A 21258-nucleotide genomic window follows, 5' to 3' on the forward strand; every position below is an offset into this window, starting at 1 on the left:
ACCCAATCAATGACAGAATTTGAAACTCAGTTGATTGCCCTAAGGCCCAAGCTCCATCGCTATTGCGCGCGTATGGTGGGGTCTGCCCTGGACGCTGAAGACATTGTGCAGGATGGCATCGCCGCCGCTCTGCGCAAACTCCCTTCCCAAACGGTCCGCAATCCCGAAAGCTGGCTCTTTCGCATCGTGCATAATCGCGCATTGGATCATTTGCGGCGCGCTGAAAATGTACCGATGCTCCCCTTACCCGAAGACCCCATTGATGAAGACAGCCCTCCCCCTTTTGAACAAAAAGAGATGGCGACTTTTGCATTGTCGATCTTCATGCAGCTCACCCCACTTCAGCGCTGTGCTGTTATACTGAAGGATGTGATGGGGTATTCCCTTTCTGAGGTGTCAGAGCTTTTGGACCTTAGTGTCGGCGGCGTGAAATCTGCTCTGCATCGCGGGCGGGATAATCTCAAACAGATATCCGCCAGAGAGCCAACCACGCAACGAATTGAAATCAAAGACAATCAGCGCGCGTTGTTAAAGGACTATGTGCAACGCTTCAGCACGCGAGACTTCGATGGTATCCGCGCAAGGCTATTAGAGGATGTCGAACTTGAGCTTGTTCATCGTATTCAATCCAAAGGGGCAAAGCGTGTCGGTCGATATTATTCCAACTATGAAGCGGTTGATCTTTTCTCAGTTGTCCCATGTTCTGTGGAGGGACGCCTCGCCATGCATGTGACCGATGAAGTAGGCGCATATTTTGTTTTGCTCAACTGGTGTGATGACCGTCTCTCTGCCATTAAGGACTTCCGCTATGCACGATATGTCTGTGACAGCGTTGAGGTCACCTTCCTCTAGTTGGACTTACAAACCCATCGCATCAGAAACACTCCTATTCTGAGGCTAACTATTTTGCTGCGCGCAAACCACTGTTGCAGTAGCTCATATTCCAAATCGTCGGCCAATTCATAAAGCGATTGTGAAGGATTGCTTGGTTAGATCATCCCCTTTAGTTTCAAATTTGGGATGACTACTAGGAGTAAACTATGACTGTTACCGTCGTGGCAATGACGTCTATAAACGACGATGAACCTCTGGCATTGGCTGAATATTTCCGGGTGACCGGGCCTTTGTTAGAGCGCGCTGGCGCAAAAATTAAGAAATCGTTCCATATCAATGAGGTCGTGGTTGGGCACCGACCTGCAAAGACTGTCTTTATCGTGGAGTACCCAGATAAAGCAGCAGTGGATATGGTTTTTGGAAGTCAGGAATATCAAGATGTTATTCCGTCACGCGACCTCGCCTTTTCAGAGTATAACGTGACAATCGCCGCCGATGATAGTCAGGCCTCAGAGGATTTCGCCTCCGCCGAATAACCAGCTTCGATCAGTGAGCTGGCTTACGGGGCAGAAAAAAATTTGATCCAAAGTGAACAGGCCTGCGTATTCCTGATCAGTTGCACCCCAAATGTGGTGCACACAGAGAGAGGAAAAACCCATGTCGTTCGCAAAGAAATTTGCGGCCACCGTAGTGGCCGCCACCATCGGCTCGTCCGCAGTCGCGTCTAACACCATCGTAGACATCGCTGTTGGCGATGATCGTTTCTCAACACTCGTGGCTGCAGTCAGCGCTGCTGGCCTGGTTGAAACGCTACAAGGACCTGGTCCGTTTACAGTCTATGCTCCAGTCAACGAGGCTTTCGCTGCGCTGCCTGCCGGAACCGTTGAAACACTGTTGAAGCCAGAGAACAAAGGCGATCTGACCAACGTCCTGCTTTACCATGTGGATGACCGCAACCTGACCTCAAGCCAAATCCCTGCTGGCTCCAACTACTTCAAGCCGGTTCTGGCGTCTGAGCGTCTGTGCATCACTAAAGACAGCAATGGCGTTATGATCTCCGATGGTACCGGCGATATGGCGACTGTCGTTATTGCTGACATCAAAGCCGATAATGGCGTCATTCACGTGATTGATAAGGTTCTGCTGCCAGGCACACGCCCAAGCTGCTGATCCATTAGTTACCCCCCCGAGGCGCTTGTAGGGTCAATAGCCTTGCGAGCGCTTCACATTTCCATGCCAGTCCGGAAGCCCATGCTCTTGGCTCGTGCCCAGAGAATTAAACCGGAGGTCTGGTATTTCGACGTAAGACCCCACCCCAAATCCTACTAAAGCAGCGATCATAGTAATCACGGGCCAAATTCCTGAGGAGGCCTGAGCCGGGTGATGCTGTGAATATGTGGTCATGATCTTTCTCCCTGAGTGATGAGAGAAACATGGGGGCTAAGAAAGCATAATGAAAACGAATTAAAGTTAGCGAAGCCATCAACAATTGTGATATTATGGTACCAGTAGATATCGACCGCTGTCTTAAATTCCGCCACCAAAGCTTGCTTTGACCTGCCCCATACGCCATGTGTCACAGCAGAAACGTAGCGAGGCGACCATGGCACTTCCGGTACAAGAACAAGCCAAATATTGGGGCATAGTAACGACGGTATTTCTCGTCGCACTCTGGTTCTTAGGCGATGTCATTTTACCCTTTGTACTGGGTGGTGCGATTGCCTACTTCCTTGATCCAGTGGCAGATAGATTGGAAACCATGGGGTTTTCCCGCGCCATGGCAACAACCGTAATCACCTTGGTTGCCATTTTGATCTTTGTCATCATGGTCTTGGCAGTCGTTCCAACGCTTGTCTCTCAGGCGACCTCCCTAATTCAAACGGCACCGCAACTTGCCTCTGATCTTCAGACCTTCTTAACCACTCGATTTCCTCAGCTACTTGAGCCTGATAGCGCCGTCAGCCAAACACTCGCGGCGATTGGTCAGCAAGTTCAGACCAAAGGCGGAGCTCTACTTCAAACTGCGCTGACATCGGCAGCCTCGATTTTGAATGTTGCGGTACTTCTGGTGATAGTGCCTGTTGTGGCTTTCTACTTGCTGCTCGATTGGGACAACATGATCGCGAAGATCAACGACCACCTGCCATTGGATCACGCACCGGTCATTCGGGATCTCGCTGGGCAAATTGACCAAACACTGGCGAGTTTTGTGCGAGGCATGGGCACCGTTTGTTTGATCCTTGGTACCTATTACGCCATCGCTTTGATGATTGTGGGCCTGCAATTTGGCCTCGTTGTTGGATTTGTCGCAGGTCTTATCACCTTCATTCCTTATGTCGGTGCCCTAGTGGGCGGCGCTTTGGCCATCGGTTTGGGCCTGTTCCAATTCTGGGGCGATTGGGTTTCTCTGGGATTGGTCGCTGGCATCTTTGGGCTTGGCCAAGTGATTGAAGGCAACGTGCTGACGCCAAAACTCGTAGGCAGTTCCGTTGGCCTCCACCCAGTCTGGCTGATCTTCGCCCTTTCAGTATTCGGTACGCTCTTTGGCTTTGTTGGCATGCTTGTGGCTGTCCCTGTCGCCGCCGCCATCGGCGTGCTGGTGCGCTATGCGGCCGACCAATATAAGACCTCTCGCCTTTATGTTGGCGAAACAGGACGCAAAGACGGCTGATGGCAGAACAACTGAGTTTTGATCTCCCCGTTCGCCCGGCTTTGGGGCGGGATGATTTCTTTGTGTCAGAAGCCAACGCTATGGCTGTGGCTCTGGTGGAAAACTGGCCCAATTGGTCAGCAGGCAAGCTGGTGATCAGCGGCCCCGTTGGCAGTGGGAAAACACACCTCGTCCATGTTTGGGCCAATCTCAGCAACGGGCGTATTATTGACGCGACAGAATTGCTGGCCGCCGATATCCCATCACTCGCATCTGACCCTGTTGCCATTGAAAACGTGCATCTGATTGCAGATGACGCCAAGGCTCAAGATGCACTCTTTCATCTGCACAACCTTGTTCTGGCAGAAGGCAATACGCTGCTCCTGACCGGGGTCAGCGCGCCGAAGCATTGGGGCCTGACACTTCCTGATCTGGCCAGCCGTATGCAGGGCACAATGAACGCGACTCTGTCTGACCCTGATGACATGCTGCTTTCGGTGCTACTGGCAAAGCTTTTTAATGACCGCCAGTTGGTCCCATCGCCTGACACAATCCCTTATCTGGTCAAACAGATCGATCGCAGCTACGCCGCTGCACGCGATCTTGTCGAAGACCTAGACCGCGCATCGCTATCTGAAAAGAAGCCCATCACCCGCGCCTTCGCCAGCCGCTTTCTGCGCAATCAAGCGGGATGAGCATCTGCGGCGAGACCATGCTGCCACCCGCAATAAAAATCAAATATGGGTGCCGTAAGCACACCGCTAAACAGCGTATTTTAAAAGATAATCACGCTGGACATCTCTGATATCCCCGTCCAAACTGACATCTTCCCGTTACCGTCTTATGGAATATACAGGTTTATGACACAGGCTGACTTTCTAAAATCTGATTTTCCGACACCGGTTGAACTCCCAGAGATCGATCTCTCCGGTCCATCCCGTTTTTTCAACCGCGAGCTCAGCTGGCTGAGTTTCAACTGGCGTGTTCTTGAAGAAGCGGAAAACCCTTCTGTCCCACTGCTTGAGCGCCTACGGTTCCTATCGATTTCTGCAGCAAATCTGGATGAATTTTACACGGTGCGTGTCGCCGGTCTGCGCGAACTCCAGCGCGAAGGCAACACAACTCCGGGCCAGGATGGTCTATCACCATCGGAACAACTGGTACTGATCAACGAAGACGCACGTAACCTGATGCAGTCCCAACAGCGTATCTTTGTGGCGCTGCGTGATGAGATGGAACAAGAAAACATCGCTCTTCTAAACCACAAGGCGGTCACCAAAGCAGATAAGCCGTTTCTGCAAGAGTTTTTCCTGAATAAGGTGTTTCCGGTTCTCTCCCCTCTGGCGATTGACCCCGCACACCCTTTCCCGTTCATTCCGAACCTCGGATACTCACTGGCGCTGGAGCTAGAGCGCAAGAAAGACAAACGTTTCCTGCAAGCACTTTTGCCGATCCCGCAACAGATTGACCGCTTCATCGAATTGCCAACTGAAGGCGATCAGAAACGCTTCTTGCCTCTCGAAGACCTTCTGCTTTTGCATCTGGACAGCCTCTTCCCAGGCTATAAGGCTAAAGGTCATTGTACGTTCCGCGTTCTGCGCGATAGCGATCTTGAGGTTGAAGAAGAAGCCGAAGACCTAGTGCGCGAATTTGAGGTTGCACTAAAACGCCGCCGCCGTGGTGAAGTGGTGCGCATGAAAATGTCAGCGAATGCGCCCAATAGTCTGAAAACACTGATTATGGCTGAACTGCATGTGAAAGCCGATCAAGTGGTTGAGATCGAAGGCATGATCGGCATTGCTGACCTCAAAGAGCTGGTCTTGGATGAGCGCCCCGATCTGATGTGGCCTTCCTTTGCACCGCGCGTTCCCGAACGTGTACAAGACCACGGAGGGGATATGTTTGCAGCGATCAAGCAAAAAGACATGCTGCTGCACCACCCTTATGAGACCTTCGACATGGTTGTACGCTTCCTGACGCAGGCAGCGCGCGATCCAAATGTGGTGGCGATCAAACAGACCCTTTACCGAACCTCCAATCGCTCCCCTATCGTGGAGGCGCTTTGCGAGGCTGCAGAAGATGGCAAATCCGTCACTGCACTTGTTGAACTCAAAGCCCGTTTCGACGAGGCCGCCAACATTCGCCAATCCCGGCGCCTAGAGCGCGCGGGTGCCCATGTGGTTTACGGTTTTACCGATTGGAAGACTCACGCCAAGATCTCTACTGTGGTCCGCCGCGAGGGCGACCGTCTGGTGACCTACACACACTACGGCACTGGGAACTATCACCCGATCACAGCCAAGATTTATACCGACCTCAGCTTCTTCACCTGTGATGATGCACTGGGACGAGACGCCACCAAAGTCTTCAACTATCTCTCAGGCTACGTTCAGCCCGACAGTCTGGAGAACCTCGCGATCTCACCAATCTCATTGAAGTCCACCTTGATCGATAAAATCAAAGCCGAGATCGAACACGCAAAGGCAGGAAGACCTGCTGAGATTTGGGCCAAGATGAACTCGCTGATTGAGCCACATGTCATCGATGCTCTTTATGAAGCCTCCCAAGCGGGTGTGAAAATCAGTCTTGTTGTGCGCGGTATTTGTGGTCTGCGCCCCGGCGTGAAGGGACTTTCTGAAAACATCCGCGTCAAATCCATTGTCGGACGATTCTTAGAGCACAGCCGCATCGCCTGCTTTGGCAATGGCCACGGGTTGCCATCAAAAGAAGCCGAAGTCTATATCTCCTCTGCCGACTGGATGGGACGAAATTTGAATCGCCGCGTGGAAACCCTGGTGCAGATCAAAAACCCAACCGTGAAGGCACAAATTGTTAGCCAGGTCATGGCAGCCAATCTCGCGGACGTAGCGCAAAGCTGGGTTATGAAGCCAGACGGGAGTTTTGATCGCCTGCCCGTGCCTGAAGGCAAGTTCGCTTTTAATTGCCATAGATTCTTCATGGAATACCCGTCTCTGTCAGGACGCGGCTCTGCAGGCGCGGCAGACGTGCCGAAACTCACGCACACGAATTAAGCACCTGAGACACCGCTGCGCATTGACGCGTCTTTCCCGCTAGCGCATCTTTTAGGCGAAGCTCTAATGGGGTGATTCATGGACGGAACCGGCGATTCCACACAGGAATGGGGGCCCTTTGGTCGCCCGCTATTTGATGATGCCGCGGCGCGCAAACTCTCGCGCGTGGGTGTCGTTGATGTTGGATCGAACTCCGTCCGACTTGTGGTTTTTGACGGCGCAGCGCGCAGCCCTGCCTACTTCTACAATGAAAAGATCATGTGTACGCTGGGCGCTGGCCTATCCGAAACCGGTCGCCTGAACCCTGAAGGCCGCGTTCGCGCGCTCAACGCTATTCGACGCTTCCAGGATATAGCCGCAAATATTTGCGATGAACCGCTTACAGCCGTTGCGACAGCAGCGGTGCGCGAAGCGAAAGATGGACCGGACTTCTGCGCCGAAGTGCTGCGCGAAACGGGCCTCGATATTCACGTCATCGACGGTCAAGAAGAAGCACGGCTTTCTGCGCAGGGTGTCCTCTTAGGCTGGCCGGGCTCATATGGGCTGGTCTGTGACATTGGTGGTTCTTCGATGGAACTCGCTGAGATGAGCGATGGTGAGATTGGCAAGCGCGTCACCTCACAGCTTGGCCCATTGAAACTGCGCGACGTGCCCGGCGGTGCGGAAGGGCGTCGTAAATACATCAACGAAACGCTTGATCAGCTCAAAGACTATATGGGAGATCAGCAAAACCGACTGTTCCTTGTGGGTGGCTCCTGGCGCGCCATTGCACGTATTGACATGGAGCGGCGCAACTACCCGCTCAGAGTTCTGCACGAATACCGCATGAGCACGGATTCCATCAGGAAAACAGCGGCTTATATCCATGCCTATGACCCTGACGATCTGCGTCAGCGCTGCGGAGTTTCCTCACTGCGGATGTCTCTTATTCCGATGGCAGCCGAAGTTCTGATCGGCATTGCAGACCGTTTTGCCCCGGTTGATATCGCCATTTCTTCATACGGCATCCGCGAAGGCATGCTTTATGAGCAAATGCCCAATAAATTGCGCAAGCGCGACCCTTTGATCGAAGCCTGTCGCTTTGCTGAAAACAAAGATGCGCGTCTGCCGGGTTTTGGCAAATCCCTCAATCATTTTGTCACGCCACTATTCCCGGACGCCACACAAGATCGCAAACGCCTGATCAAGGCCGCCTGTCTGTTGCATGACGTCAGCTGGCGCGCGCATCCGGACTACAGAGCTGAAGCCTGTTTTGACTATGCAACGCGTGCAAATCTTGGTGGGCTGAGCCATCAGGAACGGGTTTTCCTAGGTCTCGCCCTGCTGCACCGCTATCGCAACAAACGCGAAGGCACGCGATTTGAAGACATGTTTGCCCTTCTCAGCGAAGAAGAACTGCAAGATGCGGAAATCCTTGGCAAGGCGCTCCGCTTCGGGGCCATGCTGTGGATGAAGAAAGACGCTGAAATGGGGCAGTTCACCTACAATCCTGAGGCAAACACATTGGAGTTCTCCCTACCGCAATCCTCGGCATCGCTGTTTGGAGAAGTGGCCTCTGCCCGATTGAGTTCTTTGGCGACGACCATGGGTGCTGAGCTAAGCATCGTTTCGGTTTAAGCAATCGATCACGACTGGAGCTGCTTCCGTACTGACCGGAGGTACTTCGCAGCAGATCGAAAGTGACTTGGTCCGGCGGCTTCGGCCCATCGTCCAGGCGTCCAGGCATTCTTGGCTCCCTTCATCGGCGCGCCATAAAGCTCAGCCTCTGAGCGATTTTCAATGAACCGCATGAGTTTTTCATAGCCGTCCTGCAACAATATTTGCGCCGTGGACCAATCAATATCGCTCTGAGAAGCTCTGAGGTCAGCGTTATAGCGCTTTAAATCGTTCCATTTGTAGCCTTCTGCTGGAAAATACACCGCCTTTCCGGCCAGCCCGTCCCAATACCAGCCTAGGAACAAATCAATCCAATGCGCCCGATGCGCAATAATATCCTTAACAGAAGTATCCTCGTCCTGCTTTTCCATCGCCTGATCGGGCTGGAAGGACTTAACGAGTTTGATCAGCTTATCAAACTCCTTATCAGACACTGCAATGAGTTCAGCTTTGCTTGTTGCGGCCATCTCAACACCTAGCTTTTACAGCGCAATTTTAGGCGCAACACATGGGAGGTGGCTTTGGTCTAGGTCAAACTATTCTGCCCACCGGACTACAAATCAATCGTCCCGTCTTCGTTTTCTTTAACAGGTGCATCGGGCTTTCTGCGAATAATGATATCCCCATTAGGCAGAACTTCTGGTGCCTCATAAGCGCTCCAGTCTTCGATATTTTCCAAGAGTTCGCCAAAAGCCGGACCCATCTGCGAGAAGAACTCCAGCATCTGTGGACCCATTTCCTCGGTCAGGGCTTTGAGGTCTTCCAGAGCAGGTTCCATCTCGTCAGTCAGCCCACGCAGGAACATCTCGACGCCCTGCTGCATCAGGGATTTGCCCTGTGTTTCCTCTTCGGCTGCAACAGGCGCAGCAAAGGTCATCAGTCCAATCAGAAGTAGCTTTTTCATATCCATGATCTGGGTCCTCAGGCGGCCAGTTTCAATTCAAAGATCAATATCCATTGTAACAGGAAAATGGTCTGATGCGGTCAACAATGCATCGCGCAGTTCGGGGACGCGCCAGCAGTCGCGATCATCAAAGGGATGCCAGATGTGCCACTTGGGGCGTTTGGTGCGCAAATCGGCTGACACCATGATGTAGTCAAGAAGCGCCTGTAAGTATCTGTTTTCTTTTTCAATATAGAACCGAGACGTCGTCGGTTGCGCACCCAGCCTGCGGTTCAAAGCCGCCCTCGCATGTGGATCGTGGAGGCAATCCTGCCCCTCTTCACCCATGACAATTTCAACCGATGATCGGCCAAATAAATCTTCATATTCATCCAGACCCGGACCATCGTTGAGGTCGCCTGCAACGATCAGGGACTCGCCGTCCTGAAGGTGCTGTACAATGCGTCGTCTCAACCATACAGCCTGCGCCAACTGCTTGCGCCGGTTCGCAATCGAAATGCGCATGACCTCATCGCGGTTCCGCGCCCCATGCGGGGCTTTGGATTTCAGATGCGCACCGATCAGTCGGACCTCTGCACCTGATTTGGCTGTTATTGCCAGTTCCAGCGGAGGTTTTGAGAAAACCACGGTGTCCGCGCGCTCATCGACATCAAGGTCGATATCAAACTTCTGATCAAACCGTGGTGCATCTGGCGTGCTTATCGGATCGTGACGGGCCGTCAGAACGTCCGGATCAGATAGCAGCGCCAGTTCCTGCTGAGTGTCGTTTGAGAACCCTATGACGGCTTCGCGCGTGCGTAGATTGAATGCCTCAGCAAAATGCTCAAGCGCTGGCACAGTGGCGCGTTTACTGTTCTGGTCGGGGGCTTCCACCACTAGGATTGCATCAGCATCCATCGCCGTAAAAACAATACCCAAGGCCTCTGCCTGCTGGCGTTTGGTCACGTCATGGCGCGAGGACCAGCTGTCATCCAGGATCAGCTGGTTCTGATCATCAAAGAGATTAGAGAACCATTCGACGTTATAGGTCGCGATGCGCATTAAGCCGCCTTGCCGCTGATGGTTTCCCAAGCCTTATTCACGTCGATCATCTTTTTCTCAGCGATTTTAACGGCTTCCTCAGGCAGACCACGCGCGATCATTGCATCGGGATGCGTGTCCCGCACCAATTGCCGCCAGGCCCGGCGCGCCTCTTCCTGAGAGGCATTCGGATCGATCCCCAAAACCGTGTAGGGGTCAGGCTCCGCATCCGGCACAAAGCGCGTTTTGATGGCCTGAAATTTCGCGGCATCCATTTCAAAGATTTCCGCAACACGTTCCAGGAACACATCTTCATTCGGATGAAACTCTCCATCTGCCATCGCGATATGAAAGAGACCCTCCATCAAATCGCAGAAACAGGCGTGGTCTTCGGAAAACAGATTGCGAATGCGCTGTGCGTATTCTTCAAACCCGGCAGCGTCTTGTCGGGCAAGGTTGAAAACCTTTGCCGCCCCTGCTTCGTCCTGCGGGGCAATGTGAAACACCTCGCGGAACGCTGTAACCTCGTCTCGTGTCACTTGCCCGTCCGCCTTGGCCATTTTGGCCCCAAGCGCAATCACCGCAATCGTGAAAGCAACTGAGCGCTCTGGCGGCGTGCGAAGACGCTCGAACACCTCGGTAAGGCTTTCACCATTCGCAAGGGCTGAAATCGCCTCGCTGATCTGTGTCCAAATGCTCATTGCGTTATCCTAATTGCCCTTAACACTAAGCGATCACAGAAATTTCTGCATCAAAATCAAGTCCATCCAACGATTGAACTTGTAGCCAACCTCTGGGACACGCGCCACATGTTTGAAGCCAAGCGCGGCATGAAAGCGGACACCCGCCTCATTTTCCCCTGAGATGCCAGCCATCATCGAATGCACGCCATCGGCCTTTGCTGCCACCAGAAGCGCATCCATCAAGGCTCGCCCCGCACCAAGACCACGCGCATTGGGTGAGAGGTAGATCGTGTGCTCCTTGCTATGACTATAGCCCACCCCACCACGAAATGGGAAATATGTTGCAAAGCCAATGACTTCGCCCTCGTGTTCCGCCACCTGAAACGCGGGGCCACGGGATTGGATTTGTTCTTCAAGTTCGGCCACGGATTTTTCGACCGAGTTGAAAGTGCTGATCCCATCGCGGATCTCAGCATTCCAGATTTCAGCAGCGACTTCTGCGTCTGACAGTTTGGCAACGCGAATGATCATGCCAGAACCCTCTCCCCTTTTGGCGTTTGAAATAGAGCATCCAGCCGCAATTCACCCCCTAGCGTAAATTCTATCTGAGGTTTCGCCGAAACCGTCGGGAAATGTGATGCGGCCATTGGTGACGTCACAGACAACCGTTTCAGCGCGCATCCAGAAGCGGGCAGCAAATCGCTCGGTATTGGTGTCACTTGCCATTCCAGTAATGAAGGAAAGGCTCCGTTCAGCGGTAAACCGCCATCCGAAGCCACGCTCATCCGCCAGCGCAGGTCTCCGCGCTGCATGTCTATGCAGTTGCCCGCTAAAGGATAGGTCGCAAGTGCGTCCGATAAATCAGACACCCGCGCAGCCCATGTGATCAGTCGCGGAGCTCCGCGGAACTCATCCAGCCCAAACCAGCGCGGCGTATTCTGTGGCGTGGCATCCGGGTTGATGGCAATGGCCTCCAGATAGATGCCATCTGCGAGCCCTAAGAGCCTGTTATGCGTGCCAAAACGCGAATGCTCACCGCCCGGCCCCATTGCAACGCCAAGCGCGTCTTCGACGTGGGCCACAGCCTCTTCCAGAGTTTCCCCTGCTACAACAAGATGATCCAGTTGCATATTTTCCCCTCAGGCCAGATGGTTGGCCGGAGGCAAAGACTAGCAAACTACACGCGCTTGCAAAGGATTAGTTTTGCATAAGCCCCATACAAAAACGGGCCACCCGAAGGCGGCCCGATAATGATGAGATGTTAAGCAGATCAGCTACGTGCTTCGCGGATCAGACACAGGATGTCTTGTGCGGCTTCCGGGATATTTGTGCCCGGACCAAAGATCGCCTTCACGCCAGCGTTTTTCAGGAAGTCATAGTCCTGCTGCGGAATCACTCCGCCGCAGATCACGATGATATCGCCCGCGTCATTGGCTTTCAGCGCTTCAATCAATTGCGGCGCCAATGTCTTGTGGCCTGCAGCCTGAGACGAAATGCCAATGACGTGCACGTCATTGTCGATCGCGTCTTGTGCTGCTTCTTCCGGTGTTTGGAACAGCGGGCCTACATCGACGTCAAAGCCGATATCCGCAAAGGCAGTTGCGATCACTTTCGCACCACGGTCGTGACCGTCCTGACCCATTTTGACCACCAGAAGACGTGGGCGACGGCCCTCTTCTTCTGCAAAGTCTTCGATGGACTTCTGGATGCGTGCAAAATCTTCGTCGCCTTCATAAGCCGCGCCATAAACGCCAGCCAATGTCTTCACTTCGGCGCGGTGGCGGCCGAATTCGTCTTCCATTGCCATGCTGATCTCTCCGACTGAGGCACGTTGGCGTGCGGCTTCGACGGCGGCTTCCAGCAGGTTGCCACCCTCTTTCGCGCGACGTGTCAGCTCGGCCAGAGCCGCCTGACAGGCGTCATTGTCGCGGGTTTCACGGATCTTGTTCAAGCGAGCGATCTGGCTATCACGGACGGCGTGATTGTCCACGTCCAGAATGTCCAGCTCGTCCTCTTTCTCAAGGCGGTATTTGTTAACACCCACAACCACTTCGTCTCCGCGGTCGACAGCGGCCTGACGACGCGCTGCAGATTCCTCGATCCGCAGTTTCGGCATGCCAGAGGCTACAGCCTTGGTCATGCCACCCATTTCCTCGACCTCTTCTATCAGCGCCCAGGCTTTTTCAGCCAGCTCTGCGGTGAGGCTTTCCACATAGTAGGAACCCGCCAGCGGATCGACCACATTGGTCACACCGGTTTCTTCCTGCAGGATCAACTGGGTGTTGCGCGCAATACGTGCAGAGAAATCTGTTGGCAGCGCAATCGCTTCATCCAGAGCGTTTGTGTGCAGCGACTGGGTACCACCCAGAACCGCAGACATCGCCTCATAGGCTGTGCGGATCACGTTGTTGTATGGGTCTTGTTCCTGCAGAGACACACCAGAGGTCTGACAGTGGGTTCGCAGCATTTTGGAACGCTCAGATTTCGCACCGAATTCTGTCATGACCTTGTGCCACAACAGACGCGCAGCACGCAGTTTCGCGGCTTCCATGAAGAAGTTCATGCCGATGGCGAAGAAGAAGCTCAGACGGCCAGCAAACTTATCTACATCCATACCCGCATTGATCGCGGCGCGGACGTATTCCCGACCATCGGCGATGGTGTAGGCCAATTCCTGCACCAAGTTCGCGCCCGCTTCCTGCATGTGATAGCCGGAAATCGAGATCGAGTTGAACTTCGGCATTTCATTAGAAGTATACTCGATGATGTCCGAAATGATCCGCATGGAAGGTTCCGGCGGATAGATGTAGGTGTTGCGCACCATGAATTCTTTCAGAATGTCATTCTGAATGGTGCCCGCCAGCAGCGCCTTGTCGTGCCCCTGCTCTTCCCCTGCAACGATGAAGTTCGCTAGGATCGGAATAACCGCACCGTTCATGGTCATGGAAACGGAAACCTTGTCGAGTGGAATTCCGTCAAAGAGGATTTTCATACATTCAACGGAGTCAATCGCCACGCCGGCTTTACCGACGTCGCCAACCACACGTGGGTGATCTGAGTCATAGCCGCGGTGTGTTGCCAAATCGAAGGCCACGGATACACCCTGCTGTCCTGCCGCGAGGTTACGGCGATAGAAAGCGTTGGATTCTTCTGCTGTCGAGAAGCCCGCATACTGACGGATGGTCCAGGGACGACCCGCATACATCGTTGCCTTCACACCGCGTGTAAATGGCCCAAAGCCCGGCAGGCTACCGAGGTGATCCAGATTGTCGGTATCTTCTTGGGTATAGAGTGGCTTGACGTCGATGCCTTCAAGCGTATCCCAGTTCAAATCTTCAAGCGGACGGCCGCGCAGTTCTTTCTCCGCGAGTTTTGCCCATTCTTCTTTGGTGGTCATAGCGACGTCCTCTTTGCTTCAAGACAGGGAGAGGTTTCACCTGTCTGCTTGCATCCCTTCAATCGCAGGTCTGCAAAAATATTTCTGTCGTTTGCGCCAGCGGCCATCGAATTTGCGTTTTCATGGCCTATATTGGGTGACATGACGCACTTGAAACGATTCTGCTTAGCTCTTGTTTTGCCATTATTTATTGGCCCGGCGCTTGCACAGGACCAAGAGGCGGAAGCCCCCACGCCAAGCATCTTTTTTGATGCCGAAGGTGTGGATATTTCCGAATTCCAATGGGTCAATCGCTTGGTGATTGTCTTTGCAGACAGCCCTGCAGACCCGCGGTTTGTCCAGCAAATGGAAATGCTGGAGGAACTGCCAGAAGAACTGGCAGAACGTGATGTCATAGTGTTGTCGGATGCCAACCCAGCATTGAAAACCGCCTTGCGGACAAAATTCCGTCCGCGTGGCTTCATGATGGTTTTGGTGGGTAAAGACGGTACCGTGTATCTGCGCAAACCCCTGCCTTGGGATGTGCGCGAGATTTCACGCTCCATCGACAAGCTGCCGACTCGCCAGCAGGAAATCCGGGACCGGCGGTTAACGCAGTAAGCCGCGCGCAACGGAGCATCGGGCCGCGAAGCGACCCCAGCCCTTATTTCGCGCGCAGCCAGCATCGGTTTATTCGAACTCCATGATCACATCATCAACCGCAAGACTGTCGCCAGCCCCTGCGTTGATTTTGGTGACCACAGCGGTCTTTTCAGCCCGCAGGATGTTTTCCATCTTCATGGCTTCCACAGTGCAGAGCGCCTGACCTTCCTGCACTTCCTGGCCCACTTCCACGTCGACCTTCACAATCAGACCTGGCATTGGGCACAAGAGCATCTTGGAAGTATCTGGTGGCAGTTTCTCTGGCATCAGCTTCGCAAGCTCTGCCTGACGTGGGGTGCGCACGTGCACCTTCATGTCAGCACCACGGCTGCGGATGCGGAAACCGCCAGAGATTTTGCCGACCTTCAGAACCAATGGGGAGCCATCCACGTCGAGCGTTGCCAGTTGGTCACCCGGTGTCCAATCAGAGGCCACACGCATTGCTGCGCCATCATCGAAAGTCACGCTCGCGCCGTCATGATCCGCATCGATTTTCAATGCAAATTCAGAACCTTGCAGAGTCACAACCCAATCTTCACCAACGCGACGCTCGTGGTTGTCCATGCGACCAGAAACACGAGTTCGGCGGATTTCGGCAACACGGTGCATTGCAGCGGTTGCCGCCGCGATCCGGCGCAGTTCGCCCTCGCCCAGCTCAACGCCTTCGAACCCATCAGGGTATTCTTCGGCGATGAAGGCTGTGGTCATGTCGCCGGAAACAAACTTCTCGTGATCCATCACAGCTGCCACAAACGGCAGGTTGTGACCAATGCCTTCCACTTCAAAGCCATCCAGCGCATTGCGCATCGCTTCGATGGCAGACGCACGATCTGGGCCCCAAGTACAGAGCTTCGCGATCATCGGGTCGTAATACATGGAGATCTCGCCACCTTCGTAAACGCCAGTGTCGTTACGAACCGCTGTTTCGCCTTCCGGCGCATCACCATGCCATGTGTTGTTCACTGCCATTGGGCCAGCTGCCACTTCGACCGGTGGGCGGTAGCGGGTCAAACGACCGATAGACGGAAGGAAGTTGCGATATGGGTCTTCTGCGTAAAGACGGTTTTCAATCGCCCAACCTGTCAGCGTCACATCTTCCTGACGGATGCTCAGCTCTTCGCCGTTAGCCACGCGGATCATCTGTTCCACGAGGTCCACACCGGTGATCAGTTCGGTCACAGGGTGTTCCACCTGCAGACGAGTGTTCATCTCAAGGAAATAGAAGTTCTTGTCGCCATCAACGATGAATTCAACAGTACCCGCAGAGGAGTAGCCCACGGCTTTCGCCAGCGCGACGGACTGTTCGCCCATTGCTTTACGAGTTTCCTCATCCAGGAACGGGGATGGTGCTTCTTCCACGACCTTCTGGTTCCGTCGCTGGATCGAACATTCCCGCTCGCCCAGATAAATGCCATTGCCGTGCTGGTCGCAGAGAACCTGAATTTCGATGTGACGTGGCTGTGTCACGAACTTCTCGATGAAGATACGGTCATCACCGAAAGAGTTCGCGGCTTCGTTCTTGGAAGATTGGAACCCCTCACGGGCTTCGTCGTCGTTCCATGCAATCCGCATGCCTTTACCGCCGCCACCAGCAGAGGCTTTGATCATTACCGGATAGCCGATTTCGTTAGAGATTTTAACGGCTTCGTCCGCGTCCTCAATCAGGCCCATGTAACCCGGAACGGTGGAAACGCCCGCTTCCTGAGCGATCTTTTTCGAGGTGATCTTGTCACCCATTTTTTCGATGGCGCCTTTAGGTGGGCCGACAAAAGCCACGCCAGCCGCTTCCAGAGCTTCGGCAAAATTCGCGTTTTCAGACAGGAAGCCGTAGCCCGGATGCACAGCCTGTGCACCGGATTGCTTGATGGCGTCCATAACCTTGTCGATGACGATATAAGACTGGTTCGCCGGTGGTGGGCCAATGTGGATGGCTTCATCGGCCATAGACACATGCAGCGCATTTTTATCGGCATCAGAATAGATGGCGACCGTAGAGATCCCCATTTTCTTGGCCGTCTTCATCACCCGGCAGGCGATTTCACCCCGGTTGGCGATCAGGATCTTATTGAACATCGAAAGTCCCTTCTGGTTCGTGATCCGCGCAGGCCTGCTGCGAGGACAAAGGCAATAAAAAACCACCAAGGCCTAAGTGGGCCTTGATGGTTCTATTCATCGGTTGCGCCCGCAAAGGCGCAGATGTCAGGTTAGTTGCAGCGTTCTGGATAGGTCTGGCAGTAGGCCAAGTTGGCTGCTGCGCCGACAACGGCTGCTGTTTTGGCGTTGCCGCCTGTGACAATGGCCGCGCCTGCACCTGCACCGGCGCCAAGGACACCCTGTTCAAGCGCCGTGTCGCCACAGGCCGCAAGGCCACCGAAGGCGACACATGTGATCGCCGCAATCTTGAGAATTCGCATCTGCTTTTGCCCCTTGTTCCACTCTGAGTGTGGCGCGAGAATGCCACGCTTTTCAGAGCGCGCAATTCATGACGGTTTCCAGCCTGTCGATCGGCAATCACCCGCGCATCTGCGCTTTGAAAATAAGGGGATAAAGAAATTGCAGCCGGCGCGGTGGGGACAGTACCGGGCCAGCTGCTTTGGGAAGGGTAACGGAATACACAGTTACAGACATCAGCGGGGGTCGCCGTCGATGCCATGTCCTGACTATTCTCGCGTGTTACGCCGCGTGCAACCTCAGCCTTTACGATAGTCAAATTGTCAGCACTATCCCGCGCAATTTTCCGCACCATCGGCGAAGACATGCCAAAAGGCATGCCCTCACAGGTCGCATGGGGCTGAAAATCAGCGGAATATGGCTGACTTAGGCTCATCTCCAATCCGCTCCATCAAAGGCATCAGGAAAGGAGGCGCGCGCCACATCAACGTCAATCCGCAACAAAGCCTCATAGCTTTCAGGATCAAAGGGGTCTTCCGCAGGAACAACCTCACGACCAAAGAGCCAACTCAGACGGCCCGCATCCAGATTGCCGCGTTCAAAGGTCTCTTCGCCAAAATGTTCCCAAAGTGCCTGCATAAAGCCGAGATCGGCTTTACGATCAGGCGGACGACGATCCCGGAACCGCTCAAGACGTTTCAGCGGTGTGACCCCTTTGGGGTTTGGACGGCGAATGGTGAACTGGAAATCTGTACCCGGCAAACGACCCGGGAAGCCACGGTGCTTCAGCATGATGCGCCCTCCGATCCAAAAGACTGACCGGAAGGTCGCGTTGTCAGTCCCCGCTTATGGGCGTCCAGGCGTACCAGGTGTGCTGGTGCTGCCACCTCCGGATGTGCTGCTGTCATCCGGATCATCGTCACGCCCTGGCGGCGGACAAATGACACCGGGCGGCGCAATGGAACCGTCTGGCAAGATACATGGGTCTTCGTCATCGTCAGGCACACAGGTGTTGGTGCCGGGGATGACGTCACATTCGAAATTGCCGAATTTGTCGTATCTGGGTTCTGTTGTGATCGCTTCGGGTTCTGGTGACCCGCAGGCTGCGACAAGGTACAGAGCGGCGAAGGCCGCGACGTGTAAGCGCATAATTCCTCTCCCTCATTGTTCCGAATGGACCAATTCAAAGAGAAATTTGCAGCTGCGTCTAGTTTTTTATGTGAATTTTCAAGCGACCTAACCAAATGATTTAGATCGAAAGATGTAGTTTTGGAGGCAGTCTGGGACTGCCCCCAAAAGGAATTACTTGTATTTGCCGGTGTGTGTCGGCTCAGTGGAGATCGGCGCTGGATCTGTGACCACGAATTCTTCTTCTGGCTCTTGCGCACAGGCTGCAACAAACGCTGCGAGGCCGAGTGCGACCATGACTTTGATGCTCTTGGACATCTTATTCTCCTAATTTTCTTTTCATTAACAACAAGACCGTTAAGTCCTGCCTGCCCCTTGTTTGGGCCCCCGATGGGGAACGAGGTATCTTGGGAATACCCGAGGCAGAATGTAGCGGAAAATGCCAAAGAAATAAACGGATAGGCACGTGGCTCACGGTCATGTGGCGTCAAAGACGCAACTTCCCGCCGATGGCGCGGCGCTACCCCTATATGTTGTGATTGCATCAGAATGCCTCCCAGATACAGGTATCGTTTTCCAAGGTGAAAACCTCGAAATACTGGGTGACATCGGGGTTGGCGACCCCAAATGCGGTTTCACGGTCCGAAAAGGACACAATGATTTGATCAGCTGATTGGCCGGTTTCAGCGAGTTTTGGCAGCCCAACGCCTTCACAGAGAGCAAGGAAGTCATCCGCCACTGTGGCGTAGCTCACATCATCATACCCAATCGCAGGCGCAACAAAGCGCAAACGCAGGGCAGAAGTGCCATCTTGCATGTGATCTGTCAGGACTTCTTGCAGCGTCATCGAAAGACCGGAGGGCACAGCCGGAATATCCTCCAATGCCCCGGCTGTGGTCGCAAGCAGCAAGCTGCCCCCGAATGCGACGATTTTGAGTGGATTAAACACGCGAACCCCCTCCCCGACGCTGCGCAAATCGCACCCAACGGTCTCGCTTGCTGGCATCGTTCAAAAGGTCCGCAATGCGGCTCTCCAAGGTCTGGCGTGCAACTTGGCGATCACATTGACCACCTGCACGGATCGACAGAGATCCATCGCTTTCGCTGACTTCCACCACCGGGGAAAACCCCCGCTGGTTTTGCAGCGCACGCCACAGATCCTGGCGCACTTGCTGTGCCACCCGCAACTTGTCCCCAAGGGGCAGCTTGGCTTCTGAGACCACATCAAACCGGGCCGGGACCCGACGGGCCACGGTCACAGACTGATCGTCTTTCAGGATATGCCAAGCATTGCGGGTCACAGCTTTCGTGCCTCCGATCCAAACAACTCCCGCCTTATAGCGGGATGTTGTCGTGCTTTTTCCAAGGGTTTTTCAGTGACTTGTTGCGCAGGGACGCAAATGCACGGCTCACGCGGCGACGCGTGGAGTGCGGCATGATCACCTCGTCAATAAAGCCCTTCTCTGCCGCCACAAATGGGTTCGCAAAGCGGTCTTCATAGTCTTTGGTGTGCGCTGCAATCTTCTCCGCATCGCCCAGATCGGCACGGTGAATGATCTCTGTTGCGCCCTTGGCACCCATCACCGCGATTTCCGCTGTTGGCCAAGCGTAGTTGAAGTCACCGCGCAGGTGCTTGGACGCCATAACGTCATAGGCACCGCCGTAAGCTTTACGGGTGATTACAGTCACCTTTGGAACTGTCGCTTCGCCGTACGCAAAGAGAAGCTTCGCACCGTGCTTAATAACGCCACCGTATTCCTGCGAGGTGCCTGGCAGAAAGCCTGGAACGTCAACCAGCGTGAGAATAGGGATTTCAAAGCAGTCACAGAAGCGCACAAAACGCGCCGCCTTGCGAGAACTATCGATGTCCAGACAGCCAGCGAGAACCATTGGCTGGTTGGCGACAACGCCCACGGTCTGACCTTCCAGACGGATGAAACCTGTGATGATGTTCTTGGCGAAATCCTCCTGGATTTCATAAAAATCACCCTCGTCTGCCACCTTAGTGATCAGCTCTTTCATGTCATATGGGGTGTTTGGGTTCTCTGGCACCAGCGTATCGAGGCTATCCTCGATGCGGCCTGGTTCATCAAAGAATGGACGAACCGGAGGTTTTTCCTTGTTGTTCAGCGGCAGGAAGTCGACCAGACGACGTACTTCAGCCAGCGCCTCAACGTCGTTTTCAAATGCGCCATCAGCCACGGAAGACTTCTTGGTGTGTGTAGATGCACCACCCAGCTCTTCGGCTGTTACCACCTCGTTGGTCACGGTTTTCACAACGTCGGGGCCGGTGACGAACATGTAAGATGTGTCTTTCACCATGAAGATGAAGTCGGTCATCGCTGGGGAATAGACCGCGCCACCCGCACATGGGCCCATGATTACAGAAATCTGCGGCACAACGCCAGACGCCATAATGTTGCGCTGGAACACTTCCGCATAGCCTGCAAGGGAGGCAACGCCTTCCTGAATACGCGCGCCACCAGAGTCGTTGATGCCAATCACAGGTGCGCCGTTCTGAACAGCCATATCCATGATTTTGCAGATTTTTTCCGCGTGGGTTTCAGACAAAGAACCACCAAAGACTGTGAAGTCCTGAGAGAAGACATAGACCATACGGCCATTGATAGTGCCCCAACCTGTGACAACACCGTCGCCCGCTGGTTTTTCCTTTTCCATGCCAAAGTCCGTGCAACGGTGCGCTTTGAACATGTCAAATTCTTCGAAGCTGTCTTCATCCAGCAGCAATTCAATGCGTTCCCGCGCCGTCAGTTTGCCTTTGCTGTGCTGGCTGTCGATACGACGTTGACCACCACCCAGCCGGGCGACTTCGCGGCGATCTTCGAGCTCTTGAAGAATATCTTTCATTTTGGGTCCCCTTGGATTTGGCAGAAGCATAGCTGCGGCGCAGCATCTCGCAA

24 protein-coding genes are annotated in these 21258 nt (G+C 54.0%); 8 read left to right on the forward strand and 16 right to left on the reverse strand.

What is annotated here, in order from left to right:
* The first annotated feature begins 9 nt into the window (after window positions 1-9).
* The 3 genes from M0D42_RS07745 to M0D42_RS07755 all read left to right on the forward strand — a co-directional run bounded on the left by M0D42_RS07745 (window position 10) and on the right by M0D42_RS07755 (window position 2004).
* Window positions 10-852: an RNA polymerase sigma factor gene (locus M0D42_RS07745; protein ID WP_265021015.1), complete on the forward strand. Its 843-nt coding sequence runs from the start codon at window positions 10-12 to the stop codon at window positions 850-852.
* A gap of 188 nt (window positions 853-1040) precedes the next feature.
* Entirely contained in the window at window positions 1041-1370 is a 330-nt protein-coding gene (locus M0D42_RS07750) for a DUF1330 domain-containing protein (RefSeq protein ID WP_265021016.1), read from the forward strand.
* Between the two features lie 121 nt (window positions 1371-1491).
* Entirely contained in the window at window positions 1492-2004 is a 513-nt protein-coding gene (locus M0D42_RS07755; RefSeq protein ID WP_265021017.1) for a fasciclin domain-containing protein, read from the forward strand.
* Window positions 2005-2037: 33 nt separating this feature from the next.
* Here M0D42_RS07755 and M0D42_RS07760 read toward each other — a convergent pair whose 3' ends face one another.
* Window positions 2038-2238, reverse strand: coding sequence for a hypothetical protein (locus tag M0D42_RS07760; protein WP_265021018.1), 201 nt, complete (start codon window positions 2236-2238; stop codon window positions 2038-2040).
* A gap of 199 nt (window positions 2239-2437) precedes the next feature.
* Here M0D42_RS07760 and M0D42_RS07765 point away from each other — a divergent pair, with 199 nt between their 5' ends.
* The 4 genes from M0D42_RS07765 (at window position 2438) to M0D42_RS07780 (ending at window position 8133) form a co-directional block, all read left to right on the forward strand.
* Entirely contained in the window at window positions 2438-3505 is a 1068-nt protein-coding gene (locus tag M0D42_RS07765; protein WP_265021019.1) for an AI-2E family transporter, read from the forward strand.
* Window positions 3505-4179: a DnaA ATPase domain-containing protein gene (locus M0D42_RS07770; protein WP_265021020.1), complete on the forward strand. Its 675-nt coding sequence runs from the start codon at window positions 3505-3507 to the stop codon at window positions 4177-4179. The genes M0D42_RS07765 and M0D42_RS07770 overlap by 1 nt, the downstream gene beginning before the upstream one ends.
* A 165-nt stretch (window positions 4180-4344) precedes the next feature.
* Window positions 4345-6516, forward strand: coding sequence for an RNA degradosome polyphosphate kinase (locus M0D42_RS07775; RefSeq protein ID WP_265021021.1), 2172 nt, complete (start codon window positions 4345-4347; stop codon window positions 6514-6516).
* A 78-nt stretch (window positions 6517-6594) separates the two neighbouring features.
* Window positions 6595-8133: a Ppx/GppA family phosphatase gene (locus tag M0D42_RS07780; protein ID WP_265021022.1), complete on the forward strand. Its 1539-nt coding sequence runs from the start codon at window positions 6595-6597 to the stop codon at window positions 8131-8133.
* Between the two features lie 8 nt (window positions 8134-8141).
* Here the strand turns inward: M0D42_RS07780 and M0D42_RS07785 are convergent, their stop codons facing one another.
* From M0D42_RS07785 to scpA, 7 genes are all read right to left on the reverse strand, one after another.
* On the reverse strand, window positions 8142-8639 hold the full coding sequence (locus M0D42_RS07785) for a ClbS/DfsB family four-helix bundle protein (RefSeq protein ID WP_265021023.1): 498 nt from the start codon (window positions 8637-8639) through the stop codon (window positions 8142-8144).
* An 86-nt stretch (window positions 8640-8725) separates the two neighbouring features.
* A complete protein-coding gene (locus M0D42_RS07790; RefSeq protein WP_330221190.1) occupies window positions 8726-9082 on the reverse strand; it encodes a hypothetical protein in 357 nt (118 codons plus the stop codon).
* 30 nt (window positions 9083-9112) lie between these two features.
* Window positions 9113-10117: an endonuclease/exonuclease/phosphatase family protein gene (locus M0D42_RS07795; RefSeq protein WP_265021024.1), complete on the reverse strand. Its 1005-nt coding sequence runs from the start codon at window positions 10115-10117 to the stop codon at window positions 9113-9115.
* A complete protein-coding gene (locus M0D42_RS07800; protein ID WP_265021025.1) occupies window positions 10117-10797 on the reverse strand; it encodes a molecular chaperone DjiA in 681 nt (226 codons plus the stop codon). Before M0D42_RS07800 ends, M0D42_RS07795 begins: the two co-directional genes overlap by 1 nt.
* A 33-nt stretch (window positions 10798-10830) precedes the next feature.
* Window positions 10831-11310 carry a GNAT family N-acetyltransferase gene (locus M0D42_RS07805; RefSeq protein ID WP_265021026.1) on the reverse strand — a complete coding sequence of 160 codons (480 nt, stop codon included), beginning with the start codon at window positions 11308-11310 and terminating at the stop codon, window positions 10831-10833.
* Window positions 11307-11909 carry a VOC family protein gene (locus M0D42_RS07810; RefSeq protein ID WP_265021027.1) on the reverse strand — a complete coding sequence of 201 codons (603 nt, stop codon included), beginning with the start codon at window positions 11907-11909 and terminating at the stop codon, window positions 11307-11309. The genes M0D42_RS07805 and M0D42_RS07810 overlap by 4 nt, the downstream gene beginning before the upstream one ends.
* Window positions 11910-12049: 140 nt before the next feature.
* Window positions 12050-14176 (reverse strand): methylmalonyl-CoA mutase, encoded by a 2127-nt coding sequence (gene scpA / locus M0D42_RS07815; RefSeq protein WP_265021028.1) that lies wholly within the window; start codon window positions 14174-14176, stop codon window positions 12050-12052.
* Window positions 14177-14353: 177 nt separating this feature from the next.
* On the opposite strand from scpA, the gene M0D42_RS07820 reads away from it, so the two are divergent.
* Complete coding sequence (locus M0D42_RS07820; protein ID WP_330221191.1) at window positions 14354-14776, forward strand: DUF4174 domain-containing protein; 423 nt, start codon at window positions 14354-14356, stop codon at window positions 14774-14776.
* Between the two features lie 69 nt (window positions 14777-14845).
* On the opposite strand, the gene M0D42_RS07825 is transcribed toward M0D42_RS07820, so the two are convergent.
* The 8 genes from M0D42_RS07825 to M0D42_RS07860 all read right to left on the reverse strand — a co-directional run bounded on the left by M0D42_RS07825 (window position 14846) and on the right by M0D42_RS07860 (window position 21205).
* Window positions 14846-16891, reverse strand: coding sequence for an acetyl-CoA carboxylase biotin carboxylase subunit (locus M0D42_RS07825; protein ID WP_265021030.1), 2046 nt, complete (start codon window positions 16889-16891; stop codon window positions 14846-14848).
* Between the two features lie 131 nt (window positions 16892-17022).
* Window positions 17023-17232, reverse strand: coding sequence for a hypothetical protein (locus M0D42_RS07830; RefSeq protein WP_265021031.1), 210 nt, complete (start codon window positions 17230-17232; stop codon window positions 17023-17025).
* A 409-nt stretch (window positions 17233-17641) separates the two neighbouring features.
* Window positions 17642-18001, reverse strand: a complete 360-nt coding sequence (locus M0D42_RS07835; RefSeq protein WP_265021032.1) for a hypothetical protein — start codon at window positions 17999-18001, stop codon at window positions 17642-17644.
* 54 nt (window positions 18002-18055) lie between these two features.
* Window positions 18056-18358, reverse strand: coding sequence for a hypothetical protein (locus M0D42_RS07840; protein ID WP_265021033.1), 303 nt, complete (start codon window positions 18356-18358; stop codon window positions 18056-18058).
* Between the two features lie 153 nt (window positions 18359-18511).
* A complete protein-coding gene (locus M0D42_RS07845; RefSeq protein WP_265021034.1) occupies window positions 18512-18655 on the reverse strand; it encodes a hypothetical protein in 144 nt (47 codons plus the stop codon).
* Between the two features lie 226 nt (window positions 18656-18881).
* On the reverse strand, window positions 18882-19286 hold the full coding sequence (locus M0D42_RS07850) for a DUF6497 family protein (protein WP_265021035.1): 405 nt from the start codon (window positions 19284-19286) through the stop codon (window positions 18882-18884).
* Window positions 19279-19638, reverse strand: a complete 360-nt coding sequence (locus M0D42_RS07855; RefSeq protein WP_265021036.1) for a hypothetical protein — start codon at window positions 19636-19638, stop codon at window positions 19279-19281. Before M0D42_RS07855 ends, M0D42_RS07850 begins: the two co-directional genes overlap by 8 nt.
* Window positions 19639-19672: 34 nt before the next feature.
* The gene (locus M0D42_RS07860; RefSeq protein ID WP_265021037.1) at window positions 19673-21205 is read right to left on the reverse strand and encodes an acyl-CoA carboxylase subunit beta; all 1533 of its coding nucleotides are present in this window, start codon (window positions 21203-21205) and stop codon (window positions 19673-19675) included.
* Window positions 21206-21258 lie beyond the last annotated feature (53 nt).

The organism is Cognatishimia activa, from assembly GCF_026016445.1.
Taxonomy (GTDB): domain Bacteria; phylum Pseudomonadota; class Alphaproteobacteria; order Rhodobacterales; family Rhodobacteraceae; genus Cognatishimia; species Cognatishimia activa_B.